Source organism: Planotetraspora thailandica (assembly GCF_016863335.1).
Lineage (GTDB): Bacteria > Actinomycetota > Actinomycetes > Streptosporangiales > Streptosporangiaceae > Planotetraspora > Planotetraspora thailandica.
This window is the reverse complement of sequence record NZ_BOOR01000104.1, coordinates 1-14,028: the sequence shown is the minus strand read 5'-3', so window position 1 is coordinate 14,028 and position 14,028 is coordinate 1. Positions and strand designations below refer to the sequence as shown.

The 14,028-nt window shown below is 68.5% G+C and carries 10 protein-coding genes; 5 read left to right on the top strand and 5 right to left on the bottom strand.

The genetic code is table 11. The annotated features are described in order from the left end of the window. Positions 1-279: 279 nt before the first annotated feature. The 4 genes from Pth03_RS40845 to Pth03_RS40830 are packed head-to-tail and all read right to left on the bottom strand — an operon-like array spanning position 280 to position 5,405. Entirely contained in the window at positions 280-2,322 is a 2,043-nt protein-coding gene (locus tag Pth03_RS40845; protein ID WP_203949902.1) for a beta-galactosidase, read from the bottom strand. 45 nt (positions 2,323-2,367) lie between these two features. After that, on the bottom strand, positions 2,368-3,207 hold the full coding sequence (locus tag Pth03_RS40840) for a carbohydrate ABC transporter permease (RefSeq protein ID WP_203949901.1): 840 nt from the start codon (positions 3,205-3,207) through the stop codon (positions 2,368-2,370). Further along, positions 3,204-4,169, bottom strand: coding sequence for a carbohydrate ABC transporter permease (locus Pth03_RS40835; protein ID WP_203949900.1), 966 nt, complete (start codon positions 4,167-4,169; stop codon positions 3,204-3,206). Before Pth03_RS40835 ends, Pth03_RS40840 begins: the two co-directional genes overlap by 4 nt. Positions 4,170-4,190: 21 nt before the next feature. Further along, entirely contained in the window at positions 4,191-5,405 is a 1,215-nt protein-coding gene (locus Pth03_RS40830; RefSeq protein WP_203949899.1) for an ABC transporter substrate-binding protein, read from the bottom strand. 232 nt (positions 5,406-5,637) lie between these two features. On the opposite strand from Pth03_RS40830, the gene Pth03_RS40825 reads away from it, so the two are divergent. Together Pth03_RS40825 and Pth03_RS40820 are read left to right on the top strand one after the other, a co-directional pair. Next, the gene (locus Pth03_RS40825; RefSeq protein ID WP_203949898.1) at positions 5,638-6,822 is read left to right on the top strand and encodes an ROK family protein; all 1,185 of its coding nucleotides are present in this window, start codon (positions 5,638-5,640) and stop codon (positions 6,820-6,822) included. A gap of 259 nt (positions 6,823-7,081) precedes the next feature. Beyond that, positions 7,082-9,265: a discoidin domain-containing protein gene (locus Pth03_RS40820; protein ID WP_239119802.1), complete on the top strand. Its 2,184-nt coding sequence runs from the start codon at positions 7,082-7,084 to the stop codon at positions 9,263-9,265. 72 nt (positions 9,266-9,337) lie between these two features. On the opposite strand, the gene Pth03_RS40815 is transcribed toward Pth03_RS40820, so the two are convergent. After that, the gene (locus Pth03_RS40815) at positions 9,338-11,158 is read right to left on the bottom strand and encodes a DUF2264 domain-containing protein (RefSeq protein ID WP_203949897.1); all 1,821 of its coding nucleotides are present in this window, start codon (positions 11,156-11,158) and stop codon (positions 9,338-9,340) included. A 249-nt stretch (positions 11,159-11,407) separates the two neighbouring features. On the opposite strand from Pth03_RS40815, the gene kdpF reads away from it, so the two are divergent. The 3 genes from kdpF to Pth03_RS40800 all read left to right on the top strand — a co-directional run. Next, the gene (kdpF, locus tag Pth03_RS40810; protein ID WP_203949896.1) at positions 11,408-11,497 is read left to right on the top strand and encodes a K(+)-transporting ATPase subunit F; all 90 of its coding nucleotides are present in this window, start codon (positions 11,408-11,410) and stop codon (positions 11,495-11,497) included. Beyond that, a complete protein-coding gene (gene kdpA, locus Pth03_RS40805) occupies positions 11,497-13,158 on the top strand; it encodes a potassium-transporting ATPase subunit KdpA (RefSeq protein WP_203949895.1) in 1,662 nt (553 codons plus the stop codon). Before kdpF ends, kdpA begins: the two co-directional genes overlap by 1 nt. A gap of 14 nt (positions 13,159-13,172) precedes the next feature. Next, a partial coding sequence (locus Pth03_RS40800) for a P-type ATPase actuator domain-containing protein (protein ID WP_444544187.1) occupies positions 13,173-14,028 on the top strand: 856 nt, incomplete at its 3' end.

Here is a 14,028-nt window from a genome sequence, read left to right as displayed (position 1 = left end):
ACACCTCCGCCCACCACTCAGAACCAACGAACTCGCCAGAACCAGGAGACGGACGCCTGCGCCGATCGGCCACGCCGCCTCCCCCCAAGAGCCCCGGATCGAAACTGTGTCTGAATACTCTCACGCACAGTGACTGCTCGACTACGAATATCGAACAGAATATCTATCCGTTGGTGACCAGGTGTCGGACGCGTTTGTAAGGTAGACGCCGGTTCATGCCGTCCGTCGTCAAGCCGGCCGCGGACGGCATGAACCGCGCTTCACCCCCGGTGAACCGAGCTAGCCGAGCTGCCGGACGACCCCGTGCACGCGGGCCAGGTCGGCCGGCCGGTCGGCGGTGAGGCCCGCGTCGCCCACGGTGATGCTCGCGGGTACGGCCGAGCTCAGGAAGCCGTTGAGTCCTTTGACGACGAAGTCGTCCAGCTTGCCGCCCGCCAGCCGTACGACGGCTGCTCCGCCCCGGGCGGAGACCAGCTCGACGCTCACGTGCGGGGTCTCGACCCGGACGGGCGCATCGTTGTCGTTCTGCACGAGCACGGTGAGATATTGCACGTCACGCTTGGGGTGTTTCCGCAGGAACGCGTCCGCGTGCCCGGACACCACCCGCACCGGACCGCCGTCCGGCTCCGCCGCCTCGTCGGATGACCGTGAGCGCAGTGCGTCGGCGAGCACGGTGCACGGGCGCAGCTTCTCGTCCAGGGCGGGCACGGGGCCGTCGAGCACGACGTCGCCGCCGGTGGCGAGGTGGCCGGCCAGCAGGTCCTGGACGTGACGGTGCAGGAACGGCCCGCCGGGGACCGTCACCGACGGGTGCACGGCCAGCTGCTCGGGCGTCGCCGTCTCCAGGTCGACCAGCGCGTAGTCCACACCTTCCGCACGCATGCGCGTGTGGAAGGCGCGCAACGCCTCGCCGCACTGGGGGATCCCTTCGCGTTCCGGCCCCGCCCAGGCGGCGATCCCGGCGTACGGCGAGTAGACGCCGAATGCGCCGCCGGTGACCGGGGCGCACTCGAGGAACTCCTCGCCGTGGAGGGCGAAGAAGTCGGCGAGCACCCGCACGACCGGCGCCTTCTCCGTGGGCGAGCCGTCGGCCGCGATGGGGGCGCAGTCCGGGTACGGCGAGGCGTGCGCGGTGTCGAGATCGGGCAGCCAGCCCGAGGTTCCCGCGCCGGTGTAGACGTTGAAGCCGGTGGCGCCGGCCGCCAGCGCGAGCAGCGTCTGGTGGTAGCTCGTCGTCGCGTCCGCGTAGGACTCGTCGTAGAGCACAGAGAAGCCCCAGTTCTCCTCGAGGTTGGGGCCGGGGGCGCGCTTGGCGGCGATGACGTACCGCGCCTGGGCGTCCGGGTCGGTCGAGACGACCCCCATCCAGTTGGTGAACCCGTAGTTGATGTGCTGCCAGGTCTCTGGGCGCACGCGGACGAGCCAGTCGTCCAGCTCCTCGATGGTCGGCGGGTTGAGGTTGACGACCACGGGAACCGAGCAGCCGACCGCGTCGGCCCACCGGCGGTAGATCTCCGCCGTGTACTCGGTATGGAATCTGCCCCAATCCGCATATGTCAGCATCTGCTCTGGGATGGAGGCCTCCTCCCACGCGCGCGGCGGCTCGATGTCGTCCCAGGTCGCCGATGTGGTCGCGTGAACCCTGTCGTACTCCTCCAGCGTGCCGTACCAATTGCGGAGGCGCTCGCGGAAGAACGCCAGGCCGGACGCACTGTAGTCGTAGGCGGACAGGGACCGTGCGCCGTTGGTGTAGATCCCCTCGTTGGCGATCTGCATGAGGATGACCGGGCCGTCCGGGTGGGTGGTGGCGTCCAGCACCACCTTGCCCACCGCGGACAACCATTCGGTCACCTTGGCGGTGAACGCGGGCCCGAGCGGGGCGGGGAGGGGACGGTTCGGCCGGCCGTTGCCGTCCGACCACGTCGACGGCCGCCCCTCGGCGTCGAGCAGGGGCTCGATCCCCGGGTCGGTGGACGGGCAGACCCAGTCGGGCAGCCCGCCGTAGGTGACCTCGGCGTGGATGAACGGTCCCGGCTTGGCGACGAGCTTCAGGCCGAGCCTGTGACACAGCTCGATGAAGCCCAGCACGTCACGGCTCGGATGCGTGCGCCCCGTGAAGTCGGGGGCGGTGTCCGCGTCGGGCTGGTGGTGCCGCCACGGGATGTAACTGGTGATCACCTCGATGCCCAGCTCGTCGCGCATCGCCCGGAGGCGGTCGGCCCACACGGAGGGGTCGTCCCGGTAGTAGGGATAGTCGGCGGTGACGAGCACATGGGGCCGTCCGTCGATGACGGTGACTCCGTCGCGGACCTCGATGGTCACGCTCACACTCCCATTCGTGGTCGGGTTGCTCAGCCCTACAGCCCTTCAGCCCTTCAGCCCGCTGAACGCGATCCCCTGCAGGATGCGGCGCTGGAACACCAGCAGGACGGCGATCACCGGGATGACCGCCACGGCTGCGCCGGCCATGATGTAGTACGCGCGTCCCGCCTCGGCGGTGGCGAGCTGCTGCAACGCCAGGGGCAGGGTGTATTTCTCCGGGTCGTTGAGCACGACCAGCGGCCAGACGAGGTCGTTCCAGTGGAAGATGAAGCTCGTGATCGTGACGACGGACAACACCGGCTTGGACAGCGGCACGATGATCCGCCAGAAGATCTGCATCCGCCCGGCCCCGTCGATGCGTGCGGCCTCCTCCAGCTCGCCCGGCAGCGACATGAAGAACTGCCGGAGCAGGAAGATGTCCAGCACCGAGGCGATGTTGGGCACGATCAGGCCCCACTGCGAGTCGAACAGCCCGAGCTCCTGGGTCACGAACACGCGTGGCACCAGCAGGGTGATCGTCGGCACCATCATGCCGCCGAGCATCAGGATGAACAGCTTGTCGCGCCCGGGAAACGGGATGCGGGCGAAGGCGTAGGCGGCGAGCGCGTCGATCAGCAGTTTGGCCGGGATCAGGATCAGGCAGACCCACACGCTGTTGACGAACGCCGTGCCCAGCCCGCTGAGGTCGAAGACGTATTCGTAGTTCTCCAGCGTGGGAGACCACTCGCCGGTCTTGCGGTCGAGCGGCAGGAGGCTCGGCACCTTCGTGTACACGTCCGGGCCGTGCTTGAACGAGGTCGCGAGCATCCAGATGAACGGCACTACCGAGATCGCCGCGAGGACGATCAGCGCGATGTAGATGGGCGCGAGCCTGACCTTCTTCACGCCGCCTCCTGCTTGACGAACTTGAACTGCAGCGCCGTGATGATCATGATGAAGACGAGCAGGATGAACGACATCGCGCAGGCCGCACCCATGGCGTCGTAGCGGAACGCGAACAGGTACAGGTGCAGGACGTAGGTCAGGCCGGCCTGCTCCGGCCCGCCCGTCACGCTCTTGTTGGCCGCCGAGAAGATCACGTAAACCAGGCCGAAGACCTGGAGCGCCGCGATCACGCCGGTCACCAGCAGGTAGAACGTGGTGGGCCTGAGCATCGGCAGGACGACCTTGCGGAAGCGCTGCACGGGACCGGCGCCGTCGATGATGGCGGCCTCGCGCAGCGACAGCGGGATGCCCTTCAAGCCGGCCAGATAGATGATCATTGAGATGCCGCACTGCCACGCGGCGATGAAGGCCAGGGCGGGGATCACCAGGTCGGGGTTGTTCAGCCAGTTCTGCGGGGGGATGCCGAACCAGCCGAGCACGGCGTTGATGAGCCCGTACTGCGGGTCGTACAGCCAGCGCCAGATGGCGCCGACCGCCGCCTCCGCGGTGACCACCGGCAGGAACAGCAGCAGCCGGAAGAGGTTGGAACCCCGCCGGATGGCGTTGATGAGCAGCGCCTGGCCGAGCGCGGCCACCAGCGTCAGCGGCACGGCGATCACGGTGTAGATCAGCGAGACCTGTACCGACTTCCAGAAGTGCGGGTACTTCACGTCGTCGAACAGCAGGTCCGTGTAGTTGGCCAGGCCCACCCAGTTGGGCGCGCTGCGCAGGTTCCAGTCGGTGAAGCTGTAGTAGAGGGCCGCGATGGCCGGATAGAGCAGGAAGGCGACGAAGTAGATCAACGCGGGGGTGATCAGCAGCCACCCCACGAGGTGGTCGCGGCGCCCGAAGCCCGGGCGGCGACGCCGCCCAGGCCCGTCAGGCGTCGCGGCGGGCCTGTCGGCCAGCACCGGAGATGCCACGGAGAGTCCTCCCGCTTTCGGCTAGCTGTTCCAGCCGAGCAGGCTGCGGGTCTTGTCGGCCGCCTCGGTCAGCGCCTGCTGCGCGGTGGCCTTGCCGCTGAGCGCCTTCTCCAGGGCGGGGGCGATGATCTCGTCGTTGACCTGGATCCACTGCGGGACGGCGGGCCGGGCGTGCGCGACCTTGAGCTGCTCGAGGAACGCCGCCTGCTGGGGCTCGATCGTCGCGGCGGTCTGCTCCGCGGCCTTGATGTTGGTCGGGTAGCCGCCGAAGGCGTCGGCGAACTTCGCGTTGTTCGCGTCGTTGGTGATGTACTGCAGGAACTTCCACGCCAGTGCCGTGTTCTTGCTGGTGCTGAAGACCACGCCGTTCTCACCGCCGATGTTGCCGGCGGGCTCGGTCTTGTACGGCAGGGGCGCGACGTTGAAGTCGAGGTCGGGGAACTGGTCCTTGATGTTGGCGACGTCCCACGGCCCGGAGACCATCATCGCGGCCAGGCCGTTCGCGAAGGCGTTGTCGGCGTCGGTGATCTGCCGCGGCGACGAGGGCAGCAGGTCCACCCACATCTGCAGCGTGTCGACCGCGGGCTGCTGGTCGAACAGGACCTTTTTGTTGGCGTCGTCGGTCATCTCGCCGCCGGCGCCGGCCACGAAGCCGGGCCACATCCAGGCGCCGTAGCCGTCGCCCTTCGGCACCACGATGCCGGCGATCTTGGAGTCGGCCTGGTGGACCTGGGTGGAGATCTGCTTCAGCTCGTCCCATGTCTTGGGCGGCGTGGGGACGAGCTTCTTGTTGTAGAAGAGGCCGACCGTGGTCTGGTCGAGCGGGAGGCCGAACAGCTTGCCCTCGGAGAGGTTGGTGTCGAGCGCGCCCTTGTAGAAGGCGCTCTCGGTGATGGTCCCGTCCGGGACCGCCACGATCGTCTTGTCCAGCGCGAACCGGGACACCAGCGGCTGGTCGAGCACGCCCGCGTCAGGAGCGGTGCCGCTCGCGATGGCGCTGCTCAGCTTGGTGTTGTAGTCGTCCTTGGCGATCTGGACGTATTTGACCTTGACGTTGTTCGCCTTCTCGAAGCCCTTGCGCAGGTCCTCGTAAATCTGGCCGGCCTGCGGTGTGCGCGGCTGGTACATCCAGAATGTCAGCGTCTGGGCGTCACCGGCGTCCGAACCACCGCCGCATGCGGTGAGTCCGGCGAGTAGAGCTATGACAGCAGCGGCTCCTGCGACTTTTCGGCTCATCTCACTTCTCCTCATCGGGGGGTGATCAGAAGATAATGTAAGGTTAAAAAAAAGTCATGACCTCTCTTGGAAACGCTTCGGTAACGCGGTGGAGATAAGGGAGTAATGGCCTTTGTAGTGAAAAAACCGCATTAAATCGCCCAAGCGAGTCGTGCCGGTGCCGAACCGCCGGTGACTCGCTTCGCGCCCTGAACTAACATGTCCGGGCAGATAGGGGAGGCGGGGAGCACCAATGACGAGGCCCGTGCGCAGGACGGTCCGCGATCTTCGCAGAGGCAACCGGGCGGTGCTGCTCAGGGCGCTGTATTTCGGAGGCCCGGCCAGTCGCAACGAGCTGAGCGCCACCACCGGGCTGAGCGCCGCCACCGTCAGCAACATGACCGGTGACCTGCTGTCCGAGCACGTCGTCGTCGAGGCCGGCCAGGTCGAGTCGGACGGCGGCCGCCCCCGTGTGCTGCTGCGCGTCAACCCCGAGTACGGATACGCCGTCGGCGTCGACGTGGGGGAGACCCACGTCAGGGTCGAACTGTTCGACCTCGACATGAAGGAACGGGCCAAGGTCGAATACGCCCTGCGTACGGCCAGGCACGAGGTCGAGCTCGTCGCGCGCCACATCCTCGCGGGCATCGACGTCGTGCTCGCCGAGGGCGGCGTGTCCACCCAGCAGGTGCTCGGCGTCGGCGTCGGCGTGCCGGGCATCGTGGAGAGCGGCCCCGACGGCCTCGTCCAGGCCAAGACCTTCGGCTGGGAGGGCGTCCCGATGAAGGCGCTGCTGCGCGCCGGCACGTCGCTGCCCCTGTTCGTCGACAACGGCGCCAAGACCATGGGCCAGGCGGAGCTATGGTTCGGCTCCGGCCGGGGCGCGGTCAACGCCGTCATCGCCTTCATGGGATCGGGGATCGGCGCCACCATCGTCACCGACGGCACCACCTACCGGGGCGCGAGCAGCGCGGCGGGCGAGCTCGGCCACGTAAAGGTCACCATCGGCGGGCGCGCCTGCCGGTGCGGCGGGCGCGGATGCCTGGAGGCCTACGCGGGCGCGGAGGGCATACTCGACCGCGCGGGCATCCACGTCGACGCCGCCGACGAGGAGAAGGCGCTGGCCGATCTGGTCGAGCAGGGCTCGCCCGTGATCGACGAGACCATCGCCTACCTGGGCGTCGGTCTGGCCAACCTCATTCACCTGTTCAACCCCGAGCGGGTCGTCATCGGGGGATGGGCCGGCCTCATCCTCGGCCGCGACAGGATCGAAGACATCCGGACCGCGGTCGCGGACAACTGCCTGGTGCATCCGATCCCGCCCGATTCGATCGTGCTGGGCAGCCTCGGTCCTGACGCGGTCGCCCTGGGTGCGGCCGCGCTCGTCGTCGAGGACTTCCTGCGCGACAGCGCCGCACGCACCCCCGCGTCCGTCTGACCGCAGACCTGACCGGGCCGTCCGCGGCCCGTCCTGTTACACCTCGCGACGCCCGTCGCGCTCTCGTGTCATCCGCCGCCCCGCTGGAGATCTCGCCTGGCCACACCGGCGAGCGGCGCATTTCGCGAATAAGTCGACCCTATTGCAGAAGGGTTAAATTAAGTATTGACAGCAGGGTGCGCACATTGCACTCTCATGCCAGAGAGCGCTCTCCCCGCCCCGTCGCGTGACGACGGGCCCCCCGCCCCGAGGAGAAGCAGTGCACGTATCCCGAAGGCCAGGCCGATTAGGCCTGCTCGCCACACTCGCCGCGGCCCTCTCGCTGGTTGCGACGTCCCTCATGATCGGTCCAGCCGCGGCGGCGGACACGCTCCTGTCCCAGGGCAAGGCGGTTACCGCGTCCTCGACCGAGAACGGCGGCACCCCGGCCACGGCCGCCGTGGACGGCAACAACGGCACCCGCTGGTCGAGCGCCTTCAGCGACCCGCAGTGGATCCAGGTCGACCTGGGCGCCACCGCCACGATCGGCAGCGTCGTGCTCCGCTGGGAGGCCGCCTACGCCAAGGCCTTCAAGATCCAGGTCTCGGCCGACCCGAACTCGAACATCTGGACCGACGTCTACTCGACCACGACCGGCACCGGCGGCGTGCAGACCCTCACCGTGTCCGGCACCGGCCGCTACGTCCGCATGTACGGCACCACCCGGGCCACCGGCTACGGCTACTCCCTGTGGGAGTTCCAGGTCTACGGCACTCTGACCGGAGGCGGCGGCGATCCCGGCGGCCCCATCCAGGGCGGCGGCTCGCTCGGCCCCAACGTGCTGGTCTTCGACCCGTCCCAGTCGTCCACCAGCATCCAGAACCAGCTCAACAGCGTCTTCGCCACGCAGGAGTCCAACCAGTTCGGCTCCCAGCGGTATGCGCTGATGTTCAAGCCGGGCACCTACAACAACCTCAACGCGCAGATCGGCTTCTACACCTCGATCGCAGGCCTCGGCCAGTCGCCCGACGACGTCACGATCAACGGTGATGTCACCGTCGACGCGGGCTGGTTCGGCGGCAACGCCACGCAGAACTTTTGGCGCTCCATCGAGAATCTGGCCATCGTCCCGTCGAACGGCACCGATCGGTGGGCCGTGTCGCAGGCCGCGCCGTTCCGGCGTGTCCACGTCCGCGGCGGGCTGAACCTGGCACCGGCGGGCTACGGCTGGGCCAGCGGCGGCTACATCGCCGACAGCAAGATCGACGGCACGGTCGGACCGTACTCCCAGCAGCAGTGGTTCACCCGCAACAGCAACATCGGCGGTTGGACCAACGCGGTCTGGAACATGGTGTTCTCGGGTGTGGTCGGCGCTCCCGCGCAGAGTTTCCCGAACCCGCCGTACACGACGCTGGCCCAGAGCCCGGTGGTCCGCGAGAAGCCGTACCTCTACATCGACGCGGGCGGCGCCTACCGGGTGTTCGTCCCGTCGCTGCGGCAGAACTCGAGCGGTGCCAGCTGGGCCAACGGGGCCACTCCCGGCACGTCCATCCCGCTCACCCAGTTCTTCGTCGCGAAGCCGTCCGACAGCGCGGCGACCATCAACGCGGCGCTCGCCCAGGGACTGAACCTGCTGTTCACCCCCGGCATCTACCACGTCAACCAGACGATCAACGTGACCAGAGCCGACACCGTGGTCCTCGGGCTCGGCTACGCCACGATCATTCCCGACAACGGCGTCGTCCCGATGAGCGTCTCCGACGTCGACGGCGTGAAGATCGCCGGTCTGCTCTTCGACGCCGGCCCGGTCAACTCGCCGGTGCTGCTGCGCCTCGGCCAGGACGGGGCGTCGGCCTCCCACGCCGCCAACCCGAGCTCCATCCAGGACGTCTTCTTCCGGATCGGCGGCGCCGGCCCCGGCAAGGCGACGACCAGCCTGGTCGTGAACAGCGACAACGCGATCATCGACCACATCTGGGCGTGGCGGGCCGACCACGGCGCGGGCGTCGGCTGGACCACCAACCCGGCCGACACCGGCCTGATCGTCAACGGTGACAACGTCATGGCCTACGGCCTGTTCGTCGAGCACTACCAGAAGTACGAGGTGATCTGGAACGGCAACGGCGGACGGACCGTCTTCTTCCAGAACGAGCTGCCGTACGACCCGCCGAACGCGGGCTCCTGGATGAACGGGTCCACCGTCGGCTACGCCGCCTACAAGGTGGCCGACTCGGTCACCACCCACGAAGGGTGGGGGCTCGGCAGCTACTGCTACTTCAACGTCGATCCCACCATCGTGGCCGCGCGCGGCTTCGAGGCGCCCAATACGGCGGGCGTGAAGTTCCACAACCTGCTGACCGTCTCCCTGGGCGGCAACGGTGTGATCGCCCACGTGATCAACAACACAGGAGGCCCGGCGCAGGGCACGGCGACGGTTCCCAGCTACCTGGTGAACTACCCGTGACGAACACCCGCCGGTGACCGCACCGGTGCGGCGGGCCCGACTCCGCGGGCCCGCCGCACCGTCATGACCGCGTCAGGGGAGACCCACCGTGAGCGCCCGGACGGCCTCCCACGCTGGAGCCTTCGGGAGCTCCCGTGCGGCGGAACCGCCGGCCGCGCCGAGCACCGCGCACGCCAGCAGGTGCTCCCCGGGGGCGAGCGCGCCGGCCAGCGTCGGGATGACGGTGCGCGCCGCGAGCACGTTGGTGCCCGGCAGCGCCCGCACCAGAGTGCCCTCCCGCTCGCCGATCAGATCCTCGACGGCGCACAGACCCGCGGGGGAGTCGAACACGGCGAAGCCGGGACCGGTCCGCGCCGCGTATGGCGCGGGGTCGCGGTCCACGGCGAATCCTCCCTCGGCGGCGCTCAGGGCCCGGCCCGTGCGCACCCGGTGCACGCGCACGTGCCACGGCGCGAGCGGCACCAGCCAGGTCTCGACCTCCACGTCGGGCCAGGGCGTCCAGCGGCTGCGCAACGTTCCGGAGGCCGGGTCGCCAGTGAAGTCCGCTGTGAAGTCCGCTGTGAAGTCCGACGGCACCTCCCGCGGCCGCCAATGGTCGCCGTCGTCGTCGCTGAGCGCGAGCGTGCTGTCGAACGCCCCTTGGTCAAGCCCCCATGATCCGGCCGGCACGCTGAAGCCGAAGAGCGTCGAATAGGCGAACTTCGCGTATTTGGCCGCGCCGTGCCGTACCCACTGGTGATGCTGGCTCGCACTGAGCAGCACGACGTGGCCTTCTGTGCGCATCAGCGCGGCACCCGCCTCCGGCTGCACGCTTACCTCCGGCAGGTCGGGCGCCGCACCCTCCTCTGCGGCCCAGAAGGGGTGGTCGCCGGGCAGCGCCAGCGGCAGGAACGCCTTCATGGCCCAGTACGGCGAGCCCGGCGCGTTGTACTGCTCGGCGAGCATCGGCTGGGGGTAGGCGTAGCCGACGGTCAGCAGCCCGTCCGCGTCGATGATCGGGCGGGCCAGCCACCAGCGCAGATTCCGCATCAAATGGCCCTTGACCTCGGGCCACGGCAGCGCCTCGACTTTGGCGAAGGCGAGGGCCCCCCAGAACGCGCCCTGCGCGAAGCGGTAGGTCAGGCTCCTGCCGTACGGCACGGCCGAGCCGTCCGCGGCGAACCAGTGCCGGAAGTCCAGCGCGAACGCGGCGGCCCGCTCCTTGAGCCGCGCGGCCCTTGCGGGGTCGCGGTCGCCGGCGAGCGCGGCGTAGATCAGGCCGTAGAAGTGCATCGCGAACGGGATGTAGTAGTCGCGCTGCGCGGTGGGGCCGTCGGAGTACCAGCCGCCGCCGAGGTCGAAGGACTCCAGGCGGTCGAGCCGCGCCGCGATGCGCTCCCGGTCGAAGGCGACACCGGCGCGGTCGAGGCCCAGCCCCACCAGGACGGAGAAGAACTGCCAGTTGTTGTCGACGGGCCGCACGTCGAGGCTGCTCAGCAGCCAGGTGGCCAGGCGGTCGCGCTCGGCGCGGGTCAGCGGATCCCACACCTGCTCGGGGGCGACGGCCAGGGCCAGGCCGAGGGCGGCGCTCTCCACCAGGCGCTGGTCGGTGTCGCCGGGCCACCCCCAGAACTCGGGGTGGTCCGGGTCGGTGCCGGTGGCGAGCCCGTGCCGCCACAGGTCCCAGTGGGCGAACTCGCCCCCGCCCGCGGCGAGCGGCGCCAGCCCCCACAACGGCCGGGCGAACGACTCCATCTCCGCGGCCGCGTCGTCGTGGTGCGCGGTGTTCACGCCCAGGCGCAGCCGTGCCCGGCCTTCGCTGAAACGGTAGGTCAGAGGCTCGGCGAGATCGCGCACGAGCCGCTGAAGATCGTCGCGGTCCCGTAGCGGGTTGTCCGGGTATGAGGCTCTCATGTCCTTCTCTCAGCTCGGGGACCGGCCGTAGAGATCCTGTCAATACGGGCTTCGCGATCGTATGGAACCCGTCAAGGAGCACGGAAGGCCGAGAAATCGGCGATTTGCTGTGATTCGGCCACCCGCCCCGGGTGGCTCGGAGCAATCCGTGAGGACCTGAGGAGTGGGGATGGCGGACGTCATCTTCGTCGCCCTGACGATCGCGATTTTCGTGATCTTCGGGCTTGTCGTCAAGGCGGTGGAGCGCCTGTGAGCGCTGTCAACGCCATCGGCCTGGCGGTGTCGGCCGGCCTAGTGATCTTCGTGATCGCGGCCCTGCTGTTCCCGGAGCGGTTCTGATGAGCACCACCGCGGCCGGAGTCGTCTTCGTCATCTCGCTCATCATCGCCCTGGGGCTGACCTACAAGCCACTGGGCGACTACATGTACCGCGTCTACAGCGGTGTCAAGCACAACGCCGTCGAGCGCGGCATCTACCGCCTCATGGGTGTGCGCCCGGATCAGGACCAGCGCTGGGGCGCCTACGCGCGCAGCGTGCTGGCCTTCTCGGTGATCTCGATCCTCTTCGTGTACGGCATGCAGCGGCTGCAGGACAAGCTGTTCCTGAGCCTCGGCTTCCCCGCCGTCACCGACCACGTCGCGTGGAACACCGCGATCAGCTTCGTGACCAACACGAACTGGCAGGCGTACTCGGGCGAGTCCACGATGGGGCATCTCGTGCAGATGGCCGCCCTCGCCGTGCAGAACTTCGTCTCGGCGGCGGTCGGCATGGCCGTGGCGATCGCCCTGGTTCGCGGGTTCGCCCGCAACCGAACCGAGCACATCGGCAACTTCTGGGTCGACCTCGTGCGCGGCTCGCTGCGCATCCTGCTGCCCATCGCCTTCGTCGGCGCACTGATCCTCGTGGCGGGAGGCGTGATCCAGAACTTCGCGTCGCCCCACGACGTGGCGACGCTGGCCGGCGGCACGCAGTCGATCACTGGCGGCCCCGTGGCCAGCCAGGAGGTCATCAAGGAACTCGGCAACAACGGCGGCGGCTTCTACAACACCAACTCGGCCCACCCGTTCGAGAACCCGGCCACCTGGACCAACTGGTTCGAGATCTTCATCATCTTCCTGATCCCGTTCGCGCTGCCGCGTACCTTCGGCAGGCTCGTCGGCCAGAACCGGCAGGGCTACGCGATCCTCGCAGTCATGGGCACGCTCGCGCTGGCGAGCGTCGTGCTGACCAACGTGTTCGAGATCGGCGGCCACGCCACCGTGACCCAGGCCATCGGCACGGCCATGGAGGGCAAGGACGTGCGCTTCGGCGTACCCGACTCGGCGACGTTCGCCGCGGCCACCACGCTGACCTCGACGGGAGCCGTGAACTCCTTCCACGACTCCTTCACCCCGTTCGGCGGCATGATGACGATGTTCAACATGATGCTGGGCGAGGTGGCGCCTGGAGGCGCAGGAGCCGGCCTGTACGGCATCCTCGTGCTGGCCGTGATCACCGTCTTCGTGGCCGGGCTCATGGTCGGCCGCACCCCCGAATACCTCGGCAAGAAGATCGGCTCGCGTGAGGTCAAGCTCGCGTCGCTGTACTTCCTCACCACGCCGACGCTGGTGCTGATCGGCACCGCCGCCGCCATGGGCAACTCGGCGGGGCTCGCCGCGATGCTGAACAGCGGTCCCCACGGCTTCTCCGAGATCCTCTACGCCTTCACCAGCGCGTCCAACAACAACGGATCGGCGTTCGGCGGCGTCACCGTGAACACCCCGTGGTACGACGTGGCGCTCGGCCTGTGCATGGTCTTCGGCCGATTCCTGCCGATCATCTTCGTGCTCGGCTTGGCCGGCTCCCTCGCCAGGCAGGCCCCCGTTCCCGTGTCCGCGGGAACGCTGCCCACGCACCGCCCGCAGTTCGTCGGGATGGTGGTCGGCGTGACGATCATCGTGGTCGCCCTCACCTTCCTCCCCGCTCTGGCGCTGGGTCCGCTCGCAGAAGGACTTTCCTAGACATGTCAACCCAGATGTCAACCGTTGTGCTCGAGGGCCCGGGCAACGCTCCGGCGCCCCAACACAAGAAGAACGACAAAGTCGGCGGCGGCCTGCTCGACCCCAAGCAGCTGGTCGCCTCCCTGCCCGACGCGTTCAAGAAGCTCAACCCGGTCACGCTGTGGCGCAACCCGGTCATGTTCATCGTGGAGATCGGCGCGGTCTTCACGACCGTTCTCGCGATCACGGACCCGTCGTTCTTCGCATGGGCGATCGTGGTCTGGCTGTGGCTGACCGTGCTGTTCGCCAACCTCGCCGAGGCGGTCGCGGAGGGCCGGGGCAAGGCCCAGGCCGCCACGCTGCGCGCGGCCAAGCGCGACACCACCGCGCGGCGCCTGAAGGGCTGGAAGCCCGGTGTGCCCGTGTCCCAGTGGGACGTGATCGGCGCTCCCGAGCTGCAGCAGGGCGACCACGTGGTCGTCGAGGCCGGGGAGATCGTGCCCGGCGACGGTGACGTCGTCGAGGGCATCGCCTCCGTGGACGAGTCGGCCATCACCGGCGAGTCTGCCCCGGTCATCCGGGAGTCCGGCGGTGACAGGTCGGCGGTCACCGGAGGCACGAAGGTGCTGTCCGACCAGATCATCGTCAAGATCACCCAGAAGCCGGGTGAGAGCTTCATCGACCGGATGATCGCGCTCGTTGAGGGCGCCAACCGGCAGAAGACGCCCAACGAGATCGCGCTCAACATCCTGCTGGCCGCGCTCACGATCATCTTCCTGATCGCGACCGTGACCATGCAGCCGCTGGCGATCTACTCCAAGGTGCAGAACCCGGGCATCCCCGACTCCTTGGCGCTGAACGCCAACGGCGTGACCGGCGTCGTGCTGGTCT